Annotated in this window: 22 protein-coding genes; 8 read left to right on the top strand and 14 right to left on the bottom strand. The window is 53.3% G+C overall.

The window, feature by feature from the left end; genetic code table 11:
• Positions 1 to 114: 114 nt before the first annotated feature.
• Entirely contained in the window at positions 115 to 705 is a 591-nt protein-coding gene (locus tag V8L73_RS11215; RefSeq protein WP_051155520.1) for a hypothetical protein, read from the top strand.
• 23 nt (positions 706 to 728) lie between these two features.
• Here the strand turns inward: V8L73_RS11215 and dusC are convergent, their stop codons facing one another.
• From dusC to moeA, 4 genes are all read right to left on the bottom strand, one after another.
• The gene (gene dusC / locus V8L73_RS11210) at positions 729 to 1,661 is read right to left on the bottom strand and encodes a tRNA dihydrouridine(16) synthase DusC (RefSeq protein ID WP_347253011.1); all 933 of its coding nucleotides are present in this window, start codon (positions 1,659 to 1,661) and stop codon (positions 729 to 731) included.
• A 215-nt stretch (positions 1,662 to 1,876) separates the two neighbouring features.
• On the bottom strand, positions 1,877 to 2,161 hold the full coding sequence (locus V8L73_RS11205; protein WP_027272942.1) for a hypothetical protein: 285 nt from the start codon (positions 2,159 to 2,161) through the stop codon (positions 1,877 to 1,879).
• Between the two features lie 214 nt (positions 2,162 to 2,375).
• Entirely contained in the window at positions 2,376 to 3,131 is a 756-nt protein-coding gene (moeB, locus tag V8L73_RS11200) for a molybdopterin-synthase adenylyltransferase MoeB (RefSeq protein WP_347253010.1), read from the bottom strand.
• A gap of 2 nt (positions 3,132 to 3,133) precedes the next feature.
• Entirely contained in the window at positions 3,134 to 4,375 is a 1,242-nt protein-coding gene (gene moeA, locus V8L73_RS11195; protein ID WP_347253009.1) for a molybdopterin molybdotransferase MoeA, read from the bottom strand.
• A gap of 218 nt (positions 4,376 to 4,593) precedes the next feature.
• Here moeA and folE point away from each other — a divergent pair, with 218 nt between their 5' ends.
• Together folE and yeiB are read left to right on the top strand one after the other, a co-directional pair.
• Positions 4,594 to 5,265: a GTP cyclohydrolase I FolE gene (gene folE / locus V8L73_RS11190; protein ID WP_027272945.1), complete on the top strand. Its 672-nt coding sequence runs from the start codon at positions 4,594 to 4,596 to the stop codon at positions 5,263 to 5,265.
• 9 nt (positions 5,266 to 5,274) lie between these two features.
• Positions 5,275 to 6,441, top strand: a complete 1,167-nt coding sequence (gene yeiB, locus V8L73_RS11185) for a DUF418 domain-containing protein YeiB (protein WP_261830807.1) — start codon at positions 5,275 to 5,277, stop codon at positions 6,439 to 6,441.
• Here the strand turns inward: yeiB and sanA are convergent.
• From sanA to V8L73_RS11165, 4 genes are all read right to left on the bottom strand, one after another.
• Positions 6,438 to 7,199: an outer membrane permeability protein SanA gene (gene sanA / locus V8L73_RS11180; RefSeq protein ID WP_027272947.1), complete on the bottom strand. Its 762-nt coding sequence runs from the start codon at positions 7,197 to 7,199 to the stop codon at positions 6,438 to 6,440. The two genes, yeiB and sanA, sit on opposite strands and share 4 nt — an antisense overlap.
• Positions 7,200 to 7,382: 183 nt before the next feature.
• Positions 7,383 to 9,080, bottom strand: a complete 1,698-nt coding sequence (locus V8L73_RS11175; protein ID WP_027272948.1) for an NAD-dependent malic enzyme — start codon at positions 9,078 to 9,080, stop codon at positions 7,383 to 7,385.
• Between the two features lie 296 nt (positions 9,081 to 9,376).
• Positions 9,377 to 10,060 carry a CidB/LrgB family autolysis modulator gene (locus V8L73_RS11170; RefSeq protein ID WP_347253008.1) on the bottom strand — a complete coding sequence of 228 codons (684 nt, stop codon included), beginning with the start codon at positions 10,058 to 10,060 and terminating at the stop codon, positions 9,377 to 9,379.
• On the bottom strand, positions 10,060 to 10,455 hold the full coding sequence (locus V8L73_RS11165; RefSeq protein WP_027272950.1) for a CidA/LrgA family protein: 396 nt from the start codon (positions 10,453 to 10,455) through the stop codon (positions 10,060 to 10,062). The genes V8L73_RS11170 and V8L73_RS11165 overlap by 1 nt, the downstream gene beginning before the upstream one ends.
• A gap of 650 nt (positions 10,456 to 11,105) precedes the next feature.
• Here V8L73_RS11165 and V8L73_RS11160 point away from each other — a divergent pair.
• The 3 genes from V8L73_RS11160 to V8L73_RS11150 all read left to right on the top strand — a co-directional run bounded on the left by V8L73_RS11160 (position 11,106) and on the right by V8L73_RS11150 (position 14,441).
• A complete protein-coding gene (locus V8L73_RS11160; RefSeq protein WP_081650707.1) occupies positions 11,106 to 12,524 on the top strand; it encodes an APC family permease in 1,419 nt (472 codons plus the stop codon).
• A gap of 137 nt (positions 12,525 to 12,661) precedes the next feature.
• A complete protein-coding gene (locus V8L73_RS11155; RefSeq protein WP_347253007.1) occupies positions 12,662 to 13,420 on the top strand; it encodes a hypothetical protein in 759 nt (252 codons plus the stop codon).
• Between the two features lie 253 nt (positions 13,421 to 13,673).
• Complete coding sequence (locus V8L73_RS11150; RefSeq protein WP_347253006.1) at positions 13,674 to 14,441, top strand: hypothetical protein; 768 nt, start codon at positions 13,674 to 13,676, stop codon at positions 14,439 to 14,441.
• Positions 14,442 to 14,625: 184 nt separating this feature from the next.
• Here V8L73_RS11150 and rarD read toward each other — a convergent pair whose 3' ends face one another.
• Both rarD and sbcB read right to left on the bottom strand, forming a co-directional pair.
• Complete coding sequence (rarD, locus tag V8L73_RS11145; RefSeq protein ID WP_027272953.1) at positions 14,626 to 15,549, bottom strand: EamA family transporter RarD; 924 nt, start codon at positions 15,547 to 15,549, stop codon at positions 14,626 to 14,628.
• Between the two features lie 46 nt (positions 15,550 to 15,595).
• Positions 15,596 to 17,026: an exodeoxyribonuclease I gene (gene sbcB / locus V8L73_RS11140; protein WP_347253005.1), complete on the bottom strand. Its 1,431-nt coding sequence runs from the start codon at positions 17,024 to 17,026 to the stop codon at positions 15,596 to 15,598.
• A 200-nt stretch (positions 17,027 to 17,226) separates the two neighbouring features.
• Between sbcB and V8L73_RS11135 the strand changes: the two genes are divergently transcribed.
• Positions 17,227 to 17,934 (top strand): GNAT family protein, encoded by a 708-nt coding sequence (locus V8L73_RS11135; RefSeq protein WP_347253004.1) that lies wholly within the window; start codon positions 17,227 to 17,229, stop codon positions 17,932 to 17,934.
• 591 nt (positions 17,935 to 18,525) lie between these two features.
• On the opposite strand, the gene V8L73_RS11130 is transcribed toward V8L73_RS11135, so the two are convergent.
• From V8L73_RS11130 to fucO, 4 genes are all read right to left on the bottom strand, one after another.
• On the bottom strand, positions 18,526 to 18,846 hold the full coding sequence (locus tag V8L73_RS11130) for a hypothetical protein (RefSeq protein ID WP_347253003.1): 321 nt from the start codon (positions 18,844 to 18,846) through the stop codon (positions 18,526 to 18,528).
• Positions 18,847 to 19,492: 646 nt separating this feature from the next.
• Positions 19,493 to 19,642: a hypothetical protein gene (locus V8L73_RS11125; RefSeq protein ID WP_347253002.1), complete on the bottom strand. Its 150-nt coding sequence runs from the start codon at positions 19,640 to 19,642 to the stop codon at positions 19,493 to 19,495.
• A 34-nt stretch (positions 19,643 to 19,676) separates the two neighbouring features.
• Positions 19,677 to 19,988, bottom strand: a complete 312-nt coding sequence (locus V8L73_RS11120; protein ID WP_347254815.1) for a nitrous oxide-stimulated promoter family protein — start codon at positions 19,986 to 19,988, stop codon at positions 19,677 to 19,679.
• A 202-nt stretch (positions 19,989 to 20,190) separates the two neighbouring features.
• Complete coding sequence (gene fucO, locus V8L73_RS11115) at positions 20,191 to 21,342, bottom strand: lactaldehyde reductase (RefSeq protein ID WP_347253001.1); 1,152 nt, start codon at positions 21,340 to 21,342, stop codon at positions 20,191 to 20,193.
• A 318-nt stretch (positions 21,343 to 21,660) separates the two neighbouring features.
• On the opposite strand from fucO, the gene V8L73_RS11110 reads away from it, so the two are divergent.
• On the top strand, positions 21,661 to 22,185 hold the full coding sequence (locus tag V8L73_RS11110) for a GNAT family N-acetyltransferase (RefSeq protein WP_347253000.1): 525 nt from the start codon (positions 21,661 to 21,663) through the stop codon (positions 22,183 to 22,185).
• Positions 22,186 to 22,479 lie beyond the last annotated feature (294 nt).

Genomic DNA, 22,479 nt, shown 5'->3' with positions numbered 1-22,479 from the left:
TGATGAGACAGGCTTCAGTCGTTTTTATCGGCGGTTGATAAATTGACTCGATATAAAAGAGTTCTTATGATCCCAGCGTCATTTTTTATGTGGCCAACAAGGAAGGCGTGCTCGATGAACTATCAATCAGCAGGAATTTTTGTTTATTCTGCGACCCTGTTTTTTAAGATTATCATAGCGGTAGCGCTGTCATTTATTGGGATAGGCGCGCCGCTGTGCTATTTAGTCATTGTCGGATTAATGCTTCCCGTGGCGCTCTCTTTGCGCCTGCATCAGTTAAAAGAAAAGGGGGTTGCAACCGTTCCGCCCAGCGAGTCAGACTGGACCGTATATACCTACGGCGGCCCGATTCGGGAAAAGCGTTCCACACTGATGAATCCCTGTTTCTTTGATGAAGAAAGCGCACGCCGCTTTTTTCTTTTCGCCTTTATCGCCAAGTTCGCCGTTCAGGTAACGGCGATGGCGTTTCTAGGCATTCAAACCCTACGCATCGGACACTGGGTAATTGATGCCATATCCGCCGTTATCTTTTTAAGTATGCTGTATAGCGCGGTGAAAACGGCCTATGGCCTGTTTGTTTTAATCAAACGGCGTCAGGAAATGGAACTCTATACGTCAGACAGCGGTTCGCAGTGGTATCGAGGATATATTTCGTGGCGCGGTCGGCGCAATAGCCTGCTGGCGCTGATGAACAGCACGCAGTAATCAATCTTCTTGAATAGGGCCGCTTAGGCGGCCAATAAAATGGCTGAAAGCGTTGGCGCGTCCTTCACCGTTCTTATCACCGAAAACAGCTCGTCGGCCTGTGGATAGGCCTTTTTAAGATACCCCAGCCACTGCTTGGTTCTGGCGACGTTATAGTGGCCGGTATCGTGAGGGTTTTCCGTCTGCATGTACTTTTTCAGCAGCGCCAGCGCCTGGGGCCAGGGCAGGGGAGCGGCGCGGTGTTTGACGACGGAGCCCAGGTTCGGCACGTTAAGCGCGCCGCGGCCAACCATCAGATCTTCGCATCCGCTCTGCTCAATGCAGCGCTGCCCGTCTTCGTAGCTCCAGATTTCACCGTTGGCGATAACGGGGATCGTGAGGCGTTCCCGAATATCGCCGATGGCCCGCCAGTCGATCCGCTCTGCTTTGTAGCCGTCCTCTTTGGTTCTGCCGTGGACGACGATTTCATCGGCGCCGCCTTGCTGCACCGCGTCGGCGATGTCGAACCGTCGGTCGATGGAATCCCAACCGAGGCGGACTTTTACCGAAAGCGTCTGGCCTGCCGGTATCGCCGCGCGAACGGCTTTTGTGACCTGATAGATGGTTTCCGGCTTTTTCAGCAGGCTGGCTCCGCCGTCGCTGCCGACAACGTTCTTGGCCGGGCAGCCGCAGTTGATATCGATACCGCTGGAACCCAGCTCGACGGCGCGGGCGGCGTTTTCCGCCATCCATTCGGGAGAACTGCCGAGAAGCTGCACGCGAACCGGCGTGCCGGAGGCGGTTTTTCCTCCCCGCAGAAGCTCAGGGCTAAGACGATAGAAGGTTTTTTTCGGCAACAGCGTATTCACCACGCGCACAAACTCCGTAACGCACAGATCGTAGTCGTTGATGTCAGTCAAAAGCTCCCGTACGAAGGCGTCTAAAACGCCTTCCATAGGGGCCAGCATAACGCGCATGGGATCACCGAAAATGGGTTGGATAAAAAGCGGAGGGCATTCTTACACGTTGGGCGCTGTCTGTCATGCGTTCGTTGTATCGTAAAAAAAGAGTGATGACTATATAAAAGTTGAACGGTATCCAAAGCCCGTTGCTGAATAAGAAAGTCAGGCGATCTTCAACGCGTTGTTCTACGGAGACCGCTGTCGCTGAATACGTTGGCGTTGATACGACGCTATATCTTGTCTCTTGACGCTCGACTCTTATTCGTTTGGTTGGCGGGCGCCGGGGTAGGCTCGCCTATGATAAAAGAGAGAAAATCTCTCGTACAGGCCAGGCAAAGGCATTTGATGCCGCTGTAGTTGCTGCCGAGCCAGTGGCTGTCGGACTTATTGGCGAACGTGGCCTGATACTCTATTTTAGTTCTGCCGGTTTCGACGCTTTCTTCTTCGGCTTCCGTACCGCGATGAATATAGTTTCCACAGCGATCGCATCGATATGATTTTAAATTTGAAGTCATGAAAAAGGGCTTCCTGCTGCCGCTTAACCAAATAAACTCTTAATCTACAATAAAATAGTTTCTTTTAGAAATAGTTTGTTGTTTGTCTAAGTGTTTGATCGCAAATATAAGAGAGAATATGGGGAGGTCGGATGTGTGACGATGTCACTATATGGCCGCCAAGCGCGCGCTGTCGCTCGGCGGCCCTTTTATCGGCGCCGCATTACTTCCGCCTTTAGGCTGCAGAACATACGGGACAGGCGGGGTCTTTCGGCAGCTTTATTTCTCTAAACTGCATGGTCATCGCATCAATCATCAGCAGGCGGCCGCTCAGGGGCATACCGTAGCCGGTCAACACCTTGATGGTTTCCATTGCCTGCATCGTGCCTACCATTCCAACCAGCGGCGACATAACGCCTGCCTCTACGCAGGTCAGCGCCTCGCTGCCGAACAGTCGGCTCAGGCAGCGGTAGCAGGGTTCCCCCGGGCGGTAAGTAAAGACGCTGACCTGGCCCTCCATGCGGATAGCCGCGCCGGAGACCAGCGGTTTTTTAAGATTAAAGCAGACCTGATTAAGCTGATTGCGGGTTTCTACGTTATCCGTGCAGTCCACAACGATGTCGACGCAGCTGGCCAGCGCCGTCAGCTCGGCGTCGTCGGGCCGCGCGTTAACCTTTTTGAGCGTAACGCCCGGATTGATTTCCGCGAGCGTTGCGGCGGCGGAGTCGACTTTAGGAACGTCAATGCGGTCATCGCGGTGTAGAATTTGGCGCTGCAGGTTGGAGAGCGATACGGTATCGAAGTCCAACAGCGTCATTGAACCGATGCCGGCGGCGGCGAGGTACTGCGTTGCGGCGCAGCCCAGCCCTCCCAGCCCGACGATCAGCGCCGAAGAGGCCTTCAGCTTTTCCTGACCGTCGAAGTCAAAGCCGCGCAGAATAATCTGGCGATTGTAGCGCAGCATTTCGCGATCGCTTAATTCCGGCAGCATGTTTAGCGCTCCAGCAGGTGGTTAAAGGGCTCAACGGTGACCCACTCGCCGGCCGCGACTGCGCCGCGTTCGCGCTCAAGAACGATAAAGCAGTTGCCTTGGCTAAACGAGGTGAAAACGTGAGAACCCTGATGGCCGGTGGTGCTCACTTCAAGCATGCCCTCGGCGTTGACGCTAAGCACGCCGCGCTGGAAGTCCAGTCGGCCCGGCGTTTTTTTAAGCGGCGAGGTGGTCTTGACCTTAAAGCGCTTCGGCGGCTGCCACTGGCTGTAGCCGGAAAGCTTGATAAGCAGCGGCTGAACGAGCTGGTAGAAGGTCAGCGCGGCGGAAACCGGGTTGCCCGGCAGGCCGCAGAACAGGGCGTTGTCCAGCTTGCCGAAGGCAAAGGGCTTACCCGGCTTGATGGCCAGCTTCCAAAAGGCGATTTCGCCAAGCTCATCCAGAATCTGCTTGGTGTAGTCCGCTTCGCCCACGGAGACGCCGCCGCTGGTGATCACCACGTCGGCCTGCGCGTCGGCGTCTTTGAACGCCTGGCGCAGCGCCTGCTCGTCGTCGCGGACGATGCCAAAGTCGATAACGTCGCAGCCGAGCTGTTCAAGCATCAGGCGAACGGTAAAGCGGTTGGTGTCGTAGATCTGCCCGTCGGCAAGGGGCTGACCAACGGCCTGCAGCTCATCGCCGGTAGAAAACAGCGCAACCTTCAGGCGGCGATAAACGGTCGCCTGCGCGATGCCAAGAGAGGCCAGAATCGGCAGCTCGGCGACCCCCAGGCGTGAGCCTGCGGGCAGCACTTCAGCGCCGCAGCGAACGTCTTCGCCGGCGCGGCGCACGTTTTGCCCCGGCTTAGGAAGATGGGTAAAGCGTACACCGTTTTCCAGCACTTCGGCCTGTTCCTGCATAATGACCGCCTCCGTTCCTTCAGGAACCGGCGCGCCCGTCATGATGCGAATGCAGCTGCCGGCGGGCCACTGGCCCTGAAACGGCTGGCCGGCAAAGGCTTTGCCCGCGACAGGCAGTACGGCGTCCAACGTGACGTCCGCCAGGCGAACGGCATAGCCGTCCATCGCCGAATTGTCGAAGGGGGGAACGTTAAGCGGTGAAATCAGAGGTTGGGCGGTAATGCGCCCGACGGCCTGCGCGAGGGGGATCTGTTCCGTTTGCGTAATCGCGGCGGATTGAGAAAGAAGTTTTTCTAAAGCCTGTTCCAGAGAAAGCAGCGATGAGGTAGTTGAACAGCAGTCCATTCGACGGCTCCATTACAAACCCGAGGGTTGAGCTGAAAAAAGTGGCCTCTATTATGCCCGATTTACCGGCGGTGAGCACACTCGTTTTATGTCGGTTATTTATCCACAGCGACCGGCGTTAACAAAATTTCTACAGAGGGCTGGATAAAGACGGCGGCCTAAATTACAGTGTTGGGCTGTGATCCCCATCAAACTATTTTCATTTCACGGAGCAAGCCATGTCGTCGCTGAGTCAGGAAGCCATATTAGTCCACGCCGCGCTGGAGGCCAAAGGGCTCGAAACGCCGCTGCGGGGAACGCCCGTGGATGCCGATACGCGCAAGCAGAAAATCGAAGAGCATATGACGGCGATAATGGGGCTGTTGAATCTCGATTTAACCGACGACAGCCTGGCTGAAACCCCTTCGCGCATCGCCAAGATGTACGTTGATGAGGTTTTTTCCGGCCTGGACTACGCCAACTTTCCTAAAATCACGCTGATTGAGAACAAGATGCGGGTCGATGAGATGGTAACGGTGCGCGATATCACCCTGACCAGCACCTGCGAGCACCACTTTGTCACCATCGACGGGAAGGCGACGGTAGCCTACATTCCAAAGGATTACGTGATCGGCCTGTCGAAGATTAACCGCATCGTCAGGTTTTTCTCCCAGCGTCCGCAGGTGCAGGAGCGTTTGACTCAGCAGATCCTGGTTGCGCTGCAAACGCTCTTGGGCACGACCAACGTAGCGGTGTCTATTGACGCCATCCACTACTGCGTAAAATCACGCGGCGTCTGTGACGCAACCAGCTCGACCAGCACCACGTCGCTGGGCGGCATATTCAAAAGCAATCCGAGCACGCGCCAAGAGTTTTTACGCTCGGTTCGCCACGCTCCCCACCACCCCTAATCGATAACCATGCCCGCAGAGCCGGTTAAGGCATCCCGCATTCAGGCGCTGGACGGCGCGCGCGGCCTGGCGCTGTTTGGCATTCTTATCCTCAATATCGGCGGTTTTGCGCTGCCGCGCGCCGCCTATATGAACCCCGCTTACGCCGGAACGCCCTCTTTTAGCGACGGCGCGGTTTGGACGATACTTAACGTCGCGGCGCAGGGATCGTTTCTCGCCGCGTTCGCGCTGCTGTTCGGCGCGGGGCTTGAGCTTTTGCACCGACGCGGCTCGTTTTGGAATTTGTCTCGCCTCTGCTGGTTGGCGATGCTGGGCTTTGTTCACGGCGTATGGCTGTGGGAAGGGGACATTCTGCTTACCTATGCGCTGGTTGGCATCGGCGGGGTTTTGGTGATGCGCGCGTCATCGACTGTGAGGGGCTTGTTGAGCACCGGCGTCGTGCTGTTTGCCATAGGCCTGCTGCTGCTTTTCTGGATGGGAACCCTGATGGCAGGGGTAACCAGCGCCGACTGGACGCCCACGGCGACGGACATCGCGCGCGAAGCAGCTTGGAAACTGGCGGGCGGTGAAGCGGCAAGGGGCCAACGTCTGAGTATGACGCTGTCGGTGCTGCTTTCGGTTTTTCTACAGTACGGCTGGCAGCTGCTGGGGCTGATGCTTATCGGCGCGGCGCTGATGAGAAACGGCTGGCTAAAGGGCGAGTGGAGTACGGCGGTTTATCGTCGTCAGGGCTGGTTCTGGCTGCTGGCTTCGTTAGCGATAAAGGCCTTCGCTGTTGCGCTGCAGTGGCGCTTTGAGTGGGATCTGGCCGTGAGCGGCTATTATTTACAGGTTGTTAAAGAGGTGGGCTCAGTTTTGCAGGGGCTGGCCTATCTGGCCCTGTGGTTCGGCTATGGCCAAAGCGCCGGTATGGCCCGCGTTCGCAGCTTACTGTCTCAGGTGGGGCGAATGACGCTCAGCAACTATCTGCTGCAAACGCTGGTTTGCACTACGCTGTTTTATCATTTTGGCGGCTATCGGCACTTCGACAGGCTGACGCTGCTGGCGTTTGTTCCGGCCGTCTGGGGCGTTAATCTGCTTTTTTCTCTTATTTGGCTGAGGTACTTCAGGCAGGGGCCGCTGGAGTGGCTGTGGCGTAAGCTAACGGACGCCGTTGTGCAAAGGCGTGGGGCTTAATGTGCCGCGGAGGCGGAAGCGGGAGACGTTGGGGAAGGCGCACTGGCCGGCGTTTCATCCAGCGTTGAAAGCTGTTCCGGCGATACGGCCGGGTATCCCTGTTCGTCGCTCTTTAAGGTATAGGGCGTGGGAATAGGGATCAGGGGGCCAAGGAAGCGCGGCTCCCGTTCCAGAATGTACAAATCCAACAGTGCGCCCAGCCGGGCGCCCACCTCTCTGGCCCGCACCATAAACATATCCTTTGGCGAAGACACGGCGTAGCACTGCGCCTTGATGCCGCTGTGCATGGCGATAAACAGCGCACGCTCACAGTGGAAGCGCTGGGTGATGATGGTAAAACCGTTGGTGTCGAACACCTTGCGGGTGCGAATTATCGAGTCCAGCGTGCGAAAGCCCGCGTAGTCGAGCACGATGTCGGCGGCAGGGACGCCGGCCTGAATCAGGTCTTTGCGCATCGTAATGGGCTCGTTGTAGTTCATCTGCGCGTTATCGCCGCTGAGAAGCAGATAGCTGACCTTGTTGCCGTTATACAGGTTCAGCGCGCCCTGAATGCGAAACTGATAATACTGATTAACGACGCCGGTGCGGACGTATTTTGACGTGCCTAATACCACGCCGACCTGGCTTGGCGGCAGCTCGTCGATGTTTTCATAGACATAGGGAGCCGTGCGCCAGCTTATCCAGCGGTCAAGCAGCAGTGCGGCGCCAAGTGCGAGAATTAGCAGCGCCAATAGGCTATAAATCAATCGTTTGAATATCAGCATCGTCATTGAGTCTGTTTTAAGGCAGAGACCGATCAAGGCTACTTTACGCCAAGCGTGAAAACAAGAGAGCAAAAGTGAAAAGTTAAGGCGAAAGGTTAAAGATAAGGGGAGCGGTAGGGGATTGTGGTTGAAGAAAAAACGCGGCGGAGAGCCTTCCGCCGCGCTGGATTGGAACGGTTAGAACGAGGTGCGCCTGTAGCGGCGGTACTCCGGCGTCCAGAAGTTGCTGTCGATCTCTTTTTGCAGCGCTTCGTCAGAGGTGACGACCGCGACGCCTTCCAACTGCGCCATCTTCGCAACCTTGAGCGCGATATAGCGGGACACTTCCTGAATGTCATCGACTTCCGGCAGCAGCGCGCCTTCGCCGTGCTTGGCCAGCGGCGAGCAGTCCGCTAATGCGCGGCTGGCCGCCATCAGCATGCCGTCGGTGACACGCGTTGCTTTAGCCGCCAGAACGCCAAGGCCGATGCCAGGGAAGATATAGGAGTTGTTGCACTGGGCGATAGGATAGGTCTTTTCCTTATACATCACCGGCGCGAAGGGGCTGCCGGTGGCAACCAGCGCGGCGCCGTCGGTCCAGTTGATGATGTCTTCCGGACGGCCTTCCACCCTTGAAGTTGGGTTAGACAGCGGCATGACGATTGGGCGCGCGCAGTGGCGGTGCATTTCGCGGATCGCCTCTTCGGTAAACAGCCCGGCCTGGCCGGAAACGCCGATAAGCACCGTTGGCTTGGCGTTGCGGATCACGTCCATCAAAGAGATAGCTTCACTGTCGGTACTCCAGTGGCTCAGCGCATCGTGCTTTTGCACCAGCTTGGCCTGGAAGTCCAGCAGCGTCGGCATCTGATCGGTCAACAGGCCGAAGCGGTCAACCATGAAAATGCGCGCGCGCGCTTCGGTTTCGCTTAGGCCTTCGGCGATCATCTGGGCGATGATTTGCTCGGCGATGCCGCAGCCAGCGGAGCCTGCGCCCAGGAAGACGACGGTCTGATCCTTAAGCTGGCTTTCGGCCGCGCGGCTGGCGGCGATGAGGCTGCCCAGCGTTACGGCGGCGGTACCCTGGATGTCGTCGTTAAAGCAGCACAGCTCGTCGCGGTAGCGGGTCAGCAGCGGCATGGCGTTCTTTTGCGCGAAGTCTTCAAACTGTAGCAGCACGTTGGGCCAGCGGCGCTTAACGGCGCTGATGAAGGCGTCGACGAATTCGTAGTATTCGTCGCCGGTGATGCGCGGATGGCGCCATCCCATATAGAGCGGGTCGTTCAAGCACTGCTGGTTGTTGGTGCCGACGTCAAGCACCACCGGCAGCGTGTAGGCGGGGCTGATGCCGCCGCAGGCGCAGTAAAGAGAAAGCTTACCGATAGGGATCCCCATACCGCCGATGCCCTGATCGCCAAGGCCAAGAATGCGTTCGCCGTCGGTGACGACGATCACCTTGACGTTTTGCTTGGTGGCGTTTTGCAGCATGTCATCAATGTTGTCTTTGTTCGGATAGGAGATGAACAGGCCGCGATGGCGACGGTAGATATCAGAGAAGTGTTCGCAGGCTTCGCCGACGGTCGGCGTATAGATAACCGGCATCATTTCGCTCAGGTGATCGTCGAGAAGTCGATAAAAGAGCGTTTCGTTGGTGTCCTGAATGTTGCGCAGGTAGATGTGCTTGTTGATGTCGGTTTTGAATTCAATGAACTGCTTGTAGGCCCGTTCGGCCTGCTCTTCAATCGTCTCAATCGCTTCCGGCAACAGCCCGTGCAGGTTGAAGTTGCTGCGCTCCTCGTCGGTAAAGGCGCTGCCTTTATTCAACAGAGGGGTTTCAAGCAGAGCAGGGCCGGAATAAGGGATATAAAGCGGACGTTTACTTTCGTATTCGAGTTCCATGAGGTTGGCTCTTCATATCGGATCAGTGGGGGTATAGTCGGGCATCGCCCTTCGTCGTCCGCTAATTTTAAGAAACTCGGCTCAAATGTACAGGCAATGTTATGAAAATATAGACATTGTGTTGAATATTGAGATCCGTGTGACGTTTTTAGCGGATGTCGTTCGAGCAATTCCCTTGGGTTGCTGAGTATAGCGCAAAGTGTGGCATTCTGCTGCCTGTGCGATGTAAACAAATGCAACGCGGCTTTAACGCCGAAGGGATTTTTCTCCCTTCGGCGCTCACGCAGCGTAAAGATTTAAGAAAACAGCCGGATAATAATGGGAAAGACAAACGGTGCGGCCAGGGAGGTGATAACCCCGCAGATGGCCAGCGCCAGCGAGCTGTAGGCGCCTTCCTGATAGTCTTCCTCTACGCAGCGGGCGGTGCCGAGAGCGTGAGCGGTAGCGCCGATGGATAAGCCGCGCGCGGAAGTGGTCGTGATCCTTAACAGCTTAAGCAACGGGTAGCCGAAAACGGCGCCGAAAATGCCGACCAGCATGACGCAGAGCGCGGTAACGGCGGGAATGCCGCCGATCGCGTGGGACGTCGCCATGGCGATTGGCGTAGTGACGGACTTGGGCAGCACGGAGGCGGCGATATCCGGCGATGCGCCGAGCCAAAGCGCCAGCGCAGCGCCGCTGCCCATGGCCAACAGGCTGCCGCCGAGGCAGATGAGCAGAAGGGACTTCCAGCGCGCCCGAATTTGATGCAGCTGCTCGTACAGCGGAAAAGCCAGCGCAACCACGGCCGGTTGAAGCAGGGCGTTTATCGGCGAGCTGCCTTCAAAATAGCTGTCGTAGTCGGTATGGGTCAGCAGCAGAAGCGGAATAATAATCAGCATCGCAATCAGCATTGGATTAAGCAGCGGCGTCTTCAGCTTGATGGCTAAAAAGCGCGCGCCGTAAAATGCGATTGCCGTCAGGGGAATAGCCCACCACATTATGATGACTCCTTTTTGCCGTTCGTCCGCTTTTCTCTATGCACATAATGAGAGGAATAGCCGACGACCAGCATCGTCACGAGGCTGCTTACAATGCAGGAAACGACCAGCGCGCCAAGCTGGCTGACCAGCAGAGGGTAATACTTCATGATGCCGATGCAGACGGGCACGAACAGCAGCGCCATGTGGCGAATAAACAGATAACAGCCGGGTTTTACCCATGCGGAAGGCAGGATTTGTGAACAAAGCAGCACAAACAGGATAATCATGCCGATAATGCTGCCGGGAATTTCAAAAGGAATAACGCTCGCACACAGATTGCCCGCCAGCAGGCAGAGATAAATCAGGGCAAAGGCCCTGACGTACTGCCAGCAGGAGCTCAAAAAGGGAAGCATGGTTTATAACCCTCTATGCCTTGTTCTATTTGTCATACAAATTAAAAATTAGATTGTGCTACCGATCACAAAAATACACCACCCCGGAAATGGTTTCAAAATTTTTCTAAACCGGTCATCCGCGGTGAGAAAAAGTATAGAGAATATGTCAATAAAAAGGGAAACTTACGCCGCATTTGTTGTTTTTAATTATTTGTTTTTATTGATGTTTTAAAATGTTTCTATAAAAGAAAAAATTATTTTTTTTCACCTATTGGCAAGGGGATAATTGTGGTGCAAAATGCATCCGATATTGAATAACCGGCATAAAAGAATGTCGGTTATTTTTTTGCATCCGGCCAGAGAAAAATGGTTATAAATCTTTAAGTTATAAAGGTTTATAGGGCTTATTCCGAGGTTAATAATTATTCGCTACTACCGATTAAACCGGTAACTTATTGAATAAGGAATAAATATGAAAATATCCATCCTTAAACCACCTCTCTGCGTCGGTAATTCATACCGCCGCAGCGACTATGGAGCCCCCAACGTCCTGCACTTGGCCATCCGATGTTACCCTTCTTCTATTAGCCGCCTAAGTCATTCCCTTGCGGCCTCTCTGCTTTACGTTTCATCGAGTAAAAAAGTTGAGAGCACGGGGGAATGCGGCTATGTCTATTAGTCTATCTGCGACTTCTATACCCGTTACTAATCGCGTCCAGCTCAAGCGTACGCTGAAAATGTGGCAAATCGTTGTCATCGGTTTGGCGTATCTGACGCCCATGACCGTATTTGACTCCTTTGTCATCGTTTCCGGCAAGACGGAAGGGCACGTGCCCAGCGCCTATATGCTTGCGCTGGCGGCGGTGCTGTTTACCGCCATAAGCTACGGTAAGCTGGTGCGCCAGTTCCCTGAGGCGGGCTCGGCCTACACCTATTCGCAAAAGGCGATAAATCCCTACGTTGGGTTCATGGTGGGCTGGCTCTCCCTGATGGACTATATGTTCCTGCCGATGATCAACGTGCTGCTGGCGAAGATTTACCTGACGGCGCTGTTTCCTGACGTGCATTCGTGGATCTGGGTTGTTGGCTGCATCCTGGTCATGACCATCACCAACCTGCGCGGCGTTAACTGGGTCGCTAACCTCAACATGGTGCTGGTGTTTTTTCAGGTCGCCATTCTGGTGGTGTTTATCTATCTGGTGTGGAGCGGACTGAGCCAAGGGGAACCGGGACATGCGGTTGATTTGACCCGCCCGTTCTTCTCAAACGAAGCGCATCTGGTGCCGATTATCGCCGGGGCGACGGTGCTGTGTTTCTCTTTCCTCGGGTTTGACGCGGTCAGCACCCTGTCGGAAGAGACGCCGGATCCCAAGCGCGTTATTCCGCGCGCGATTTTCCTGACCGCGCTGTACGGCGGCATTATCTTCGTGGCGGTTTCCTACTTTATTCAGCTCTATTTTCCCGACTTGACGCTGATTAACGACCCGGACAACGCCACGCCGGAAATCGCGCTGTACGTCGGCGGCAAGCTGTTTCAGTCCGTTCTGCTGTGCTGTACGGTCGTCGGTGCGGTGGCGTCCGGGCTGGCTTCTCACGCGAGCATCGCCCGCCTGCTGTACGTCATGGGGCGCGACAACGTGCTGCCAGAGAAGGTGTTTGGCTACGTGCATCCGAAGTGGAAGACGCCGGTCAGCAATATTCTGATCGTGGGCGTCATTGCGCTGCTGGCGCTGTTTTTAGACCTGGAAAGCGCCATTTCGCTGATTAACTTCGGCGCGCTGGTGGCGTTCAGCTTTGTGAACATCTCCGTGTTCTGGTTCTTCTTTATTCGCCAAAAGCGCAATAAAACGGCCAAAGACGTGTTCAGCTTCCTCGTGCTGCCGCTATTGGGCGCGCTGATGATTGTTATCCTGTGGCTGAACCTGGAGGCGGACTCTCTGCGTCTGGGCCTGGTTTGGGGCGGGCTGGGGATCCTCTATCTGGCGTTTATCACCCGCGGCTTCCGCCGTCCGGTGCCGACGCTCGGCGCCAACCGGGGAAAAGCCCCGGTGCAGGAAGTGCTGCCGGAGCCGCTGAAGGTCGAGTAGCGAACGTCGGCCCAAGCTGAAAATAAAAAACCGCAGTGCCAAACGGCCTGCGGTTTTTTGTTTTATTTGAGCGATTTTTTATTTAAAGTACTAAGAGGATATTATTTATAACTCAAATGGATGGTGAGTGCCTTAACATGTCAAAAACTAAATTTTTACTCTGCTGCATTATCACCTCTTCTACTTTATTAGCCTCAACGAGTTCAATCGCTGCGTCGTATCGCTACACGCCTGAATTGCCGTTGAGCTGTCGCGCCGTAGCCGAGTTTATGACAGAACCTTTCATGATTGCTGAAGGGGAGAATTTTATTCCTAAAGAGATGAAGGGAAAAAGTCGCGATCAACAGCGGAAGTGGATGGAAAAAACATTGCTTGGCGCAAATAAGAGCGATGAGGACTGCCTCCTATTTTTAACTGGGAGAATAACAAAAGTAGGCCCAGATAAAATGATGCCTTTGGTTTGTCTACAGCACCGAGCGTTATTTAAAGAAAGGCTTGACGCAAAGGGGCGTGGCGATGGTTATACAAACATTCAAATGGAGCACGAGGACGCCATGCTTTATCGACTTAAAGCGATTAAAGGAGAAAAGGTCCTGAAGAATTTCTGTAGCTATGCGGTTTCTACTTGGCGAGCCAACAAACTGCTAACGCTTGATGACTATCGTAAATTGCAATCTGCCTATCCTTTACCCCAGCCGTGCGAAAATAATTTGGCAAAGTTAGAACCAAAGTTATTCGATACGCAAGCGGCTTCTGATAACGATAAAAAGAAGAAAATAGACATGATGTCTGAGATGCTTATTAAGCGAGTTTATAATAATACCCTCTTCGGAAAAGATTCAGAAGCAATGGCGAAAAAGTGTCAGAAAGTAGGTGAATTGATTAACGCTCGCTAAGTGAGAATATAAGCGGAAGTCAATGAAGTTCTATTAGCATGTTTAGCGATCGGGTAAACGATCGCTATTTTAAAATATTATGGGCATGGAATATTACAATTAGCCTATTACGGCGCCATTATTTGAACCACTATTCACTCAATTTTCTACGTTGATTCTCTATTTTTTGCGTTAATGCTTTTTCTTAATCCACATTGATTGTTATCATCGGTTTTTTCGTAAATTAATAACCAAAATTGGAATGGACAATCCTATGAAAACTAAAAAAGCCTTTGCCCTCTGGTGCGTTGCCGCATCTTCCCTGCTGATTTCCGCCTGTTCGACGACCGGGCAGCACAACTACGATCCCCGCCTGCCGCAGAGCTGCCGGGTGATGGTCGACTTTATGACCGAGCCGAGCCTGATGCAGGCCGCCGGCGATAAGGTGCCTGCAGAGCTGGTGGGGATAGACCGCCGGGCGCAGCAAAAGCTGCTGGAACAGAAGTTTATCAGCGAAAATAAAACGGCTGAAGAATGCGATGAAACCATGTCCCTGAATCAGGATGCGCTAACCGCCCACATCGACAGCCTGGTGCCGCAGATATGCCTTCAGTATCGCGCCTCGTTCCAGGAAAAAATGTCGGCTACGCTAATGGATGAATCCAAGATGTTCAACATGCTCAAGGAAAAGGACAAAGAGCTCTATTTCCTGAAAAGCGTGAAGGGAGAGAAAACGCTGAAGGCCTACTGTGACTATGCGGCTTCGGTTTGGCAAAAAGAGGGCAACCTGAGTAAGGATGACTATCTTAAGGGCAAAGCCGATTATCCGCTGTCGCAGGCGTGTGAGATTGGGCTTGAAGAATTTGAAACGGTGATGTTTATCGAAAAAGAAAACCTCTCCTTTAACGAGGCCTTCGTGCTTGGCCGAATGAGAAGCAGCGGCCTGCTGCCAATCGCAATGGTAAAGCGCGCCTACTGGAACTACTTCTACGGTAGCGATACGGACGGCATGGCGAAAGAGTGTCAGGATATGATGAAGTAACTTTTTTATCACTATGTCAAAGAGGCGCTGCACATGACTATCGTGTGTAGTTGCCTCACGACTTTTCCTCTTTATTAAAAAACAACAATTTTTCACCGGCTATTGTCAACAATCGCCACCTACGCCAGGCGGTAGGAAAAATATTGGCCGTAAGCTGAGTCTATGTTTGCTTATTCCATTTTTCTCATCTCAACGCCGCCAGCCTTTTGCTCTTCCACTGCCGAACCCACTGGCTAAACATGCCCGAAACGCAAAACAGCAGGCCAATCCAAATCAGGCCGAAGCTGACGCCCTTAACGCTGTCGAACGCCTCGTTGAACAGAAAAATCGCCAGTAAAAACTGTAGCGTGGGCTCGATGTACTGCGCCAGCCCGACGGTAATCAGCGTAGTGCGCCTGACGGCGGCGGCGAAGAACATCAGCGGCAGCAGGGTGACGGGGGCGGTGAGCGCGTAGTAAACGTAGGTCTGCAGGTCGGCGTTCGCCAGCTGGCTTTCGCCATAAATCGGTAGAAGAAGGGTGATTAACAGAGCCAGCGGCACCAGCCACAGGGTTTCGATTGTCAGAGCGGTAATGATGTCAAAGCGGATAAACTTACGGGCAAGGCCGTACAGAGCAAAAGCGCTGCCCATAATGAGCGCCAACGCCGGCAGCTGGCCATATTGGATAAGCTGATAGGCTACGCCGGCTGCGGCAAAGCCGACCGCCAGCTTCTGCGGCAGGCTCATGCGTTCACGCAGAAAAAGCGTTCCGAGCAGGACGGAGCAAAGGGGATTGATAAAATAGCCCAGACTTGCCGCCAGCACCTGCCCGTGAGTTAAGGCGTAGGTAAAGGTACACCAGGAAACGGCCATGATGGCGGTCGCTAGCAGGCAAAACAGAATGGAGCGTTTGTCCCGCCATGCCTCTTTCCAGCGGGTACGGTGGGAAAACAGCGGTCTTACCAGCAGCAGTAGCGGCACGGACCACAGCACTCTCTGCGCTAACATCTCAAGAGGATATGCGCCGGGCAGCAGCCGATAGTAAAGCGGCGTAATGCCCCACAGCACGAAGGAAAAGACTGCCAGCGCAGCGCCGGATTTCAACGCGCTCTCCTTTTTATTCAGCATTCACCGCAATCGTCGGAACACGATGCGCGGCGTAATCATATTGGTCTTACCCTACCAGTTTTTGCGCGTAAAGATAGAGCTGTTTGAGCAATGCTATTTTTTCTTCGCTGTCGGCGTGCTGCTCGGCCAGCGCCTCGATTTTCTCCGCATAGGCCAGCAGGCGCTCTTGCGTCAGCACCGCCTGGCGGTGGGCGTGCCAGCGCTGAAGTTCGCCGTCGTCCAGCGTATGCGGATAGTTGCGGGCGCGATAGCGAAACAGCAGCGGGGCAAGCCTGTCGTCGTTGAAGCTCAGTTCCAGCGCGGGCAAGTTTTCCGGCTTGGTCTGGCGGATAATGCCGATGGCGGTTCGATCGGCGTCGCTGAAAAAGCCGTCGTACAGGCGGCCGTCAACGTCGCTTATCGGCGGGAATTCCGCCGGTTGGCCAAATACCGCGACCACTTTCTCGCGCACTTCAGGGTGCTCTTTTAGCAGTTGCAGGTTCTTCAGACAGCGCTGACGGTCAATGTTCAGACGCTCGGCGTTTTCCGGCAGCAGCGTTTTGGCCGGCGCCAGCACCGGGCACTTGTTGGTATGAATCAGCTTCAGGGGAACCGGCGATTGCCCTGACGGCAGCTCGTCGCGGCGGGTATACAGCCGCTCGCGCAGCGTGTCTGCGTCGAGTTCCAGCAGCGGCGACATATCGCCCGCCAGATCGCAGACGATAACTGCGGTTTTCATTTCAGGATGCCAGGCGAGGGGGGCTACCCAGCTGGTATTTCCCCTTTGTGCGCCAAACATGCCGGAAACGTGCACCAGCGGCGCCATGTTGACGATGTCGATCAGCGTTTCTATTTTTCGCTTGCCGCGATGCTGATAGAGGTAGTCAAACAGCTTGGGCTGCGCCTGCTTGACCAGCTTTGCCATAGCGATAGTGGCGTACACGTCGGACATTGCGTCGTGCGCATGGCTGTGCTCTACGCCGTTGGCCTTGGTCAGGTGCTCCAGGCGAAAGCTGGGCAGCCCCTCTTCGTTTAGCGGCCACTCAATGCCTTCCGGCCTAAGCGCATAGCAGGCGCGCATTACGTCGAGTAAATCCCAGCGCGAGTTGCCCTGCTGCCAGCTGTAGGCGTAAGGGTCGAAGAAGTTGCGATAAAACAGATTGCGGCTGACTTCGTCATCAAAGCGCACGTTGTTATAGCCAACGATGCAGGTATTTGGATGGCTGAACTGGTCGTGAATTTGCTGTGCAAACTCGGCCTCAACCACGCCCTTGCGCTGTGCTTCCTGCGGGGTAATGCCCGTTATCATCACGGCATCGGGGTCGGGAAGGTAGTCGTTGGCGGGTTTGCAGTAGACTATCTGTGGTTCGGCGATAACGTTGAAATCTGCATCGGTACGAATGCCGGCAAACTGCGCCGGGCGGTCATAGGCCGGGCTGATGCCGAAGGTTTCATAATCATGGACATAGAAAGTGGGCTGTGCTTTTTCGTCTTTCATGCTTTTTATTGCCGTGCCGCAGTCGTGAATGGATTGTCTGGGCGTTAGGATAACATTAACGGGAAATTCAAGCCTTTCAATTTTGTTCGGGCAAAAGGGGATGATAGATAATAGGGCTTCATATAAGTGACGACCCCATAGCTTATTTAAGCAGATGCGTTATAGACTACGATATTGATAATTTGGAAAGTGGAGAGCCCATGTCACCTCGCATCAATAGCTACGGTCAGCCCGTCGGCGACGATCTTCCTCAATGGGAGGCGCGTCCAAGGCCTGAACGCATCGCGTTAACCGGAGATTACTGTACCCTGACGCCGTTTAGCGCCAAAGAGCACGGTAAGGCGCTGTTTCACGCCTACTCTCAGGCGCAGGACGGAAGAGATTGGACCTGGTTACCGGTGGGACCATTCTTAGCGGAACAGGACTACCTTGAGTACGCGGTGACGATGGAACAAAGTCAGGATCCGCTGCATTACGCCATCGTCGATAACGCAAGCGGGCTTCCGGTGGGGAGCGTGGCGCTGATGCGCATTGACGTCCGCAACGGCGTCGTCGAGGTTGGGCACGTCGCCTATTCTCCGCTGCTAAAAGGCACGCGGGTCGCGACGGAAGCGCAATATCTGCTGATGAAATACGTCTTTGATACCCTGGGGTATCGTCGATACGAATGGAAGTGCGATAACCTCAACGAGCCCTCTCGCCGAGCCGCGCAGCGTCTGGGATTCCAGCCGGAAGGGGTTTTTCGTCAGGCCGTGGTGTACAAGGGGCGCACGCGCGATACGGCGTGGTTCTCGCTGCTTGATAAAGAATGGCCGTCCAATAAAAAGGCGCTGGCGTCCTGGCTGTCAGGCGATAACTTTGATGCAAACGGCTCCCAGCTTCATCCGCTGTCGTTTTTTCGTTCTTGAAGCGTATGGCCGATAGGTAAAGGAAAGGGCGCATTTTTATTTGAATTAAAAATCAATTCATTATTTAATTGCCGGCACAGTGTTTCATCGCTATCCGATTGGGCGCGTCCGTCGAGTCTCGCATGGCGTTGAAACCGGTGCTCTCCCATGTCGAAAGCGGGGCGTTTTCGACTTCGTAAGCGCTAAGGATTAGCGCTTTAACGTTTTTAGATACAAGGATGTGTTCAATGACTAAAAAAACCTTCTTTTTTGCCTGCGCGATGGTGATTTTGCCGTTGATAAAGCTGATATGCGATCTGGAGCTGGGCTTTATTAACTGATCGAATAATGCGAAGCGGAAACGCCGGCGCGAGTTTCAAAACGGGCAAACTTTCATGAAAGTGAAACTTTACCGGCTGTCCATACCGTTATTATTGGCGTTTACCTGCGCGGCGCATGCGGAAAATGAAATAAGGTCGGATACCCATAACGGGCTGTTATTCAATTTGAAGCCTATTTTACTAAGGACGAATAGCTTTTAATTGCCCTTATTGCAAGGGCAATTGTGCGCATAGCACGACTAATTAGAAAGCAAATTTTTATACTTTGTGACTAGCAACGGCCGGCCTTTTGGGAAAGTGCGTCGCAGGTCTTTTTCCCTCCGCCAGAACAGATTGCATCAGAAACCGCGCCGGGGATCCATAGGTATCTTGGCGTAGAGGTAACGTAACAGCTGTAAGTTTTCTTTCCTACTTGAGCATTGAACGTTGTTTTAACGCCGCTTTTTTGAACGTTGGAAACGGCCACTTTATTGGTGTCGACTCCCAAAGCAAATGCGGCATTAGTTTGCAGATCCTGCTCCTTCACATTTGATGAGCAGCCCGCAATAACGGCAGCGGCGGCGATTAAGGCTAACGCCTTAGCTATTTTCATATAATCCTCCTGATTTAGATAAGTTCAACCCTATAAAGCTGTGGCGATAATATAGCGTGAATTCCGTTCTTACTAGCTTTTTTATAACAAACACGAAGTGGTGGATGGCGCTAACTTATTAATTGTTAAGTTAATTTGAATTTTCATTTTACAATTATTAATTTCCATAAAATAATTGCCACTTATTTTATGGAAATTACGACATATAGCTTCAAATGAAATAAACGGTTTGTGAGCTTTTGTGGTGGCGAATTGCAACGCTTTGGTGTCGGGCGGTCTATACTTAATGATAGTCATCGCACAATCTAAAAATAAGGGCGTAAGTAGTTAAAAAAAAGCCCCGCAGGGGGGCGGGGCGGCAAGGAAATCATGAAAATACGTTCGCTATGTGTCTATAGCGTTAGTAATATTAATCAATTAACTTATCACCCGCAATGACCATTACCTTTGTTTACATTAGGCGTTCGAATTTACATTTCTTGATGCTATTTTCCATTTCGAATGCGTGTTGATTAATGCGTTGCTTTTTGCTCCGCTTCATCGTTTTGATATTGCGCTATCCGTCTCGGGTAACGCGACCATTCATAAGATCCGCCTGCGCTCAGGGCCAATTCCCGTTGGGGGTTATGGGATAAAGAGGTCTTGGTCACGGTATTTCCGCAATGCCGGAAATTCCTGCGAAATGCTTCTGCCTGCCATCGTCAATTTGTCCATCCGGCTGATTCATTTTCTGGCTCGTATCGGCGTGGGCGCTCTTTAGCGTTTGTGCGTCGCCTTCAGAACGCGGGCGGCTCATGTGTTGGGATAGGCTGCTGAAGCTGTATCAACGGCTATTTCTCGAGCGCTTTTGGCGCTCGCCGTTTTTCCGGTATCGGAGGGACGGGCCGACGATCGTCAATCAGGTGACGAATAGCCAATATGGGATGATGAAGGAGCATTCTTGGCCCCGCCCAGCGCATGACGACTTTAATTTCCTCTCGCTTTTGGGGTTGATAGCAGTGAATAGGGCACTGCTTACAGGCGGGCTTTTGGGCGCCAAAGCGACATTTTTCTAAACGCTTGAGCGCATATTGATACAGCCGCTGGTAGCGATCGACGTCTTCCTCCTCGGGCGGGTGCGCGCGGGCATAAAGCTCAATCATGTTTTCGATGGTTTTGGCTTCGCGCTTGAGACGTTTATCCACGGCTGACTTTCTCCTTTGTTCCGGCTTCAGGGTCAGACGATAATCTTAATGACGCGTGGGGTAAAGTATAAAGTGTGTTTTTTATGCATGTTTAATCCATCAAAAGCGCAAAAGAAAAGGGCCCTGGCGTTTACCTGAAGGGCCCCTGAACTCGCGGCAATCAGTAAATAGAGCGGTACAGCGCTTTGATGTCTTCCTCGTTGGTATCGCGGGGGTTACCGCCGGTACAAACGTCGGCAAACGCGGCGTTCGCCAGCGCGTCAATGTCTTCTTCCTTCATGCCGACGTCGCGAAGGCGAGCGGGAATGCCGACGTCTTTACTGAGCTGCTTAACGGCCTCGATGGCGGCCTCTCTCGCTTGGGCTATCGGCATGTCGGCGGCTGCGCTTACGCCCATGGCGACGGCGATTTGGCGGAACTTTTCGCCGGTAAAGTCGGCGTTATAGGCCATAATGTGCGGCAGTAAAATGGCGTTTGCAACGCCGTGCGGCGTGTCGTAGAACGCGCCCAGCGGGTGAGCCATGCCGTGCACCAGCCCCAGACCGACGTTGGAAAAGCCCATCCCGGCGACGTACTGGGCAAGCGCCATGTCTTCAACGCCCGTTGGGGAGCCTTTTACCGACGCGCGAAGGGAGCGGGCGATAATCTCAATCGCCTTCAGGTGCATCATATCCGTCAGCTCCCAGGCGCCTTTTGTGGTGTAGCCTTCAATGGCGTGGGTCAGGGCGTCGATGCCGGTTGCCGCTTTCAGCGACGGCGGCATGCTGGCCATCATTTCCGAATCGATAATGGCGACGATGGGAATGTCGTGAGGATCGACGCAGACGAACTTACGGCGGTTCTCTTCATCTGTAATCACGTAGTTTATTGTGACCTCGGCTGCGGTTCCCGCCGTTGTCGGGATGGCTATCATCGGTACGCTGGCTTTCTTGGTGGGGGCTACGCCCTCCAGGCTTCTGACGTCGGCGTATTCGGGGTTATTGATGATGATACCGATGGCTTTGCAGGTGTCCTGCGGGGAGCCGCCGCCTACGGCAATCAGGTAGTCCGCGCCGGCGCGCTTGAAGGCCTCTACGCCTTTTGTAACGACGGCGATCGTTGGGTTGGGGACGACGTCGTCAAAAATTTCGTAGGCCAGTCCGGCCTTCTCAAGCCGCGCGCTGACTCTGGTGGCAACGCCGAATTTAATCAGATCTTTATCCGTTACCAGAAGCGCCTTTTTAAAGCCGCGTTTTTGCACTTCATCGACGATGTGGGCGATGGCTCCGGGGCCAAAATAGGAGGTTTCATTGAGGATCATTCTGTTTGTCATAGGTAAGCTCCATAAACGTGTGAATATTAAAAATGCTGGCTGAGCGTAGGTTTCCACTGTATTGGAATTAACTTCACCATAATGGAGACCAGAGTAGGTTTAGTTACTTTGAAGAACGTTGATGTAGGTTATAAAACGCTGATTTCAGTCTTTTTCTCGTTATTTTGTGAATTGTCGATGATAAATATAAACTGACCGGTCGATAAACAAAATATCAGCCTCTAACAGAATGGAATGGTTGGAAAATACCGGCAGCTGGGGTATGTTTCTCTCTTCGTTTTGTAGCATTGCTTTATTATCTAACCTGTAGAGATTGAGATGAACGTTATCCGCATTACCCGCACCGATGAGCCCCTTTTTGCCCCGCTTCGTGAACTGTACGGCCGCGCCTTTCCCAGGTTTGAGCAGCGAACGTTCGAGCATCAGGCCAAGGGATTAACGGCGGATAACTACTTCCTCTATGCCTATCAGGAAGAGGGCGCTTTTATTGGCTTCGTCGCCTATTGGGCGTTTGACGACTATATCTATATTGAACACTACGCCATCAGCGACGAAGTCCGCGGCAAAGGATACGGCTCTCGCCTGTTGACCGAGCTGCTTTCGAGTACGGAGAAGACGGTCATTCTGGAGATTGACCCGGTTGTCGACGACGTTTCCACCAAAAGGTTAAGCTTCTATCGCGGATTGGGATTTGTTGAAAACGGTTATTCCCACGTTCACCCGCCGTATCGCGCTGAATTCGATGGCCATGCCCTAAAGGTGCTTAGCCATGGGCGAGCGCTGGCGCCGCAAGAGTATCAGCGTTTTTACCAGGATCTCTGCGGTGTCGTAATGGCAAAATAGCCATCTTTTCATTTCAAATATTCATTTGATGATCTTATGTTCATTTTTGTTGTGGATGAAAACATTTGTCTTTGACCTGTCCCGCACACGTTTAGGCCATTTTGTTTAAAATATTTAACACTAATGAAAAGGTATTGTTGCTAATTCCGTCATTTTGACCAATATGTGAGCTGAATCGTATCCCTTAACTTTAAACCGGCGAAGTGTTTGACCATAAAAAGGGCAAATGGTAATTAATCATTTGTTCTTTATTTGTATCAAATGATCCGTGACGGTAGAGGGACCGATTGACGC

Origin of the sequence: Leminorella grimontii (assembly GCF_039789245.1) — a bacterium.
Classification (GTDB): domain Bacteria; phylum Pseudomonadota; class Gammaproteobacteria; order Enterobacterales; family Enterobacteriaceae; genus Leminorella; species Leminorella grimontii.
The sequence above is the reverse complement of the archived record's forward strand: the minus strand, read 5'-3'. Positions and strand labels throughout refer to the sequence as shown.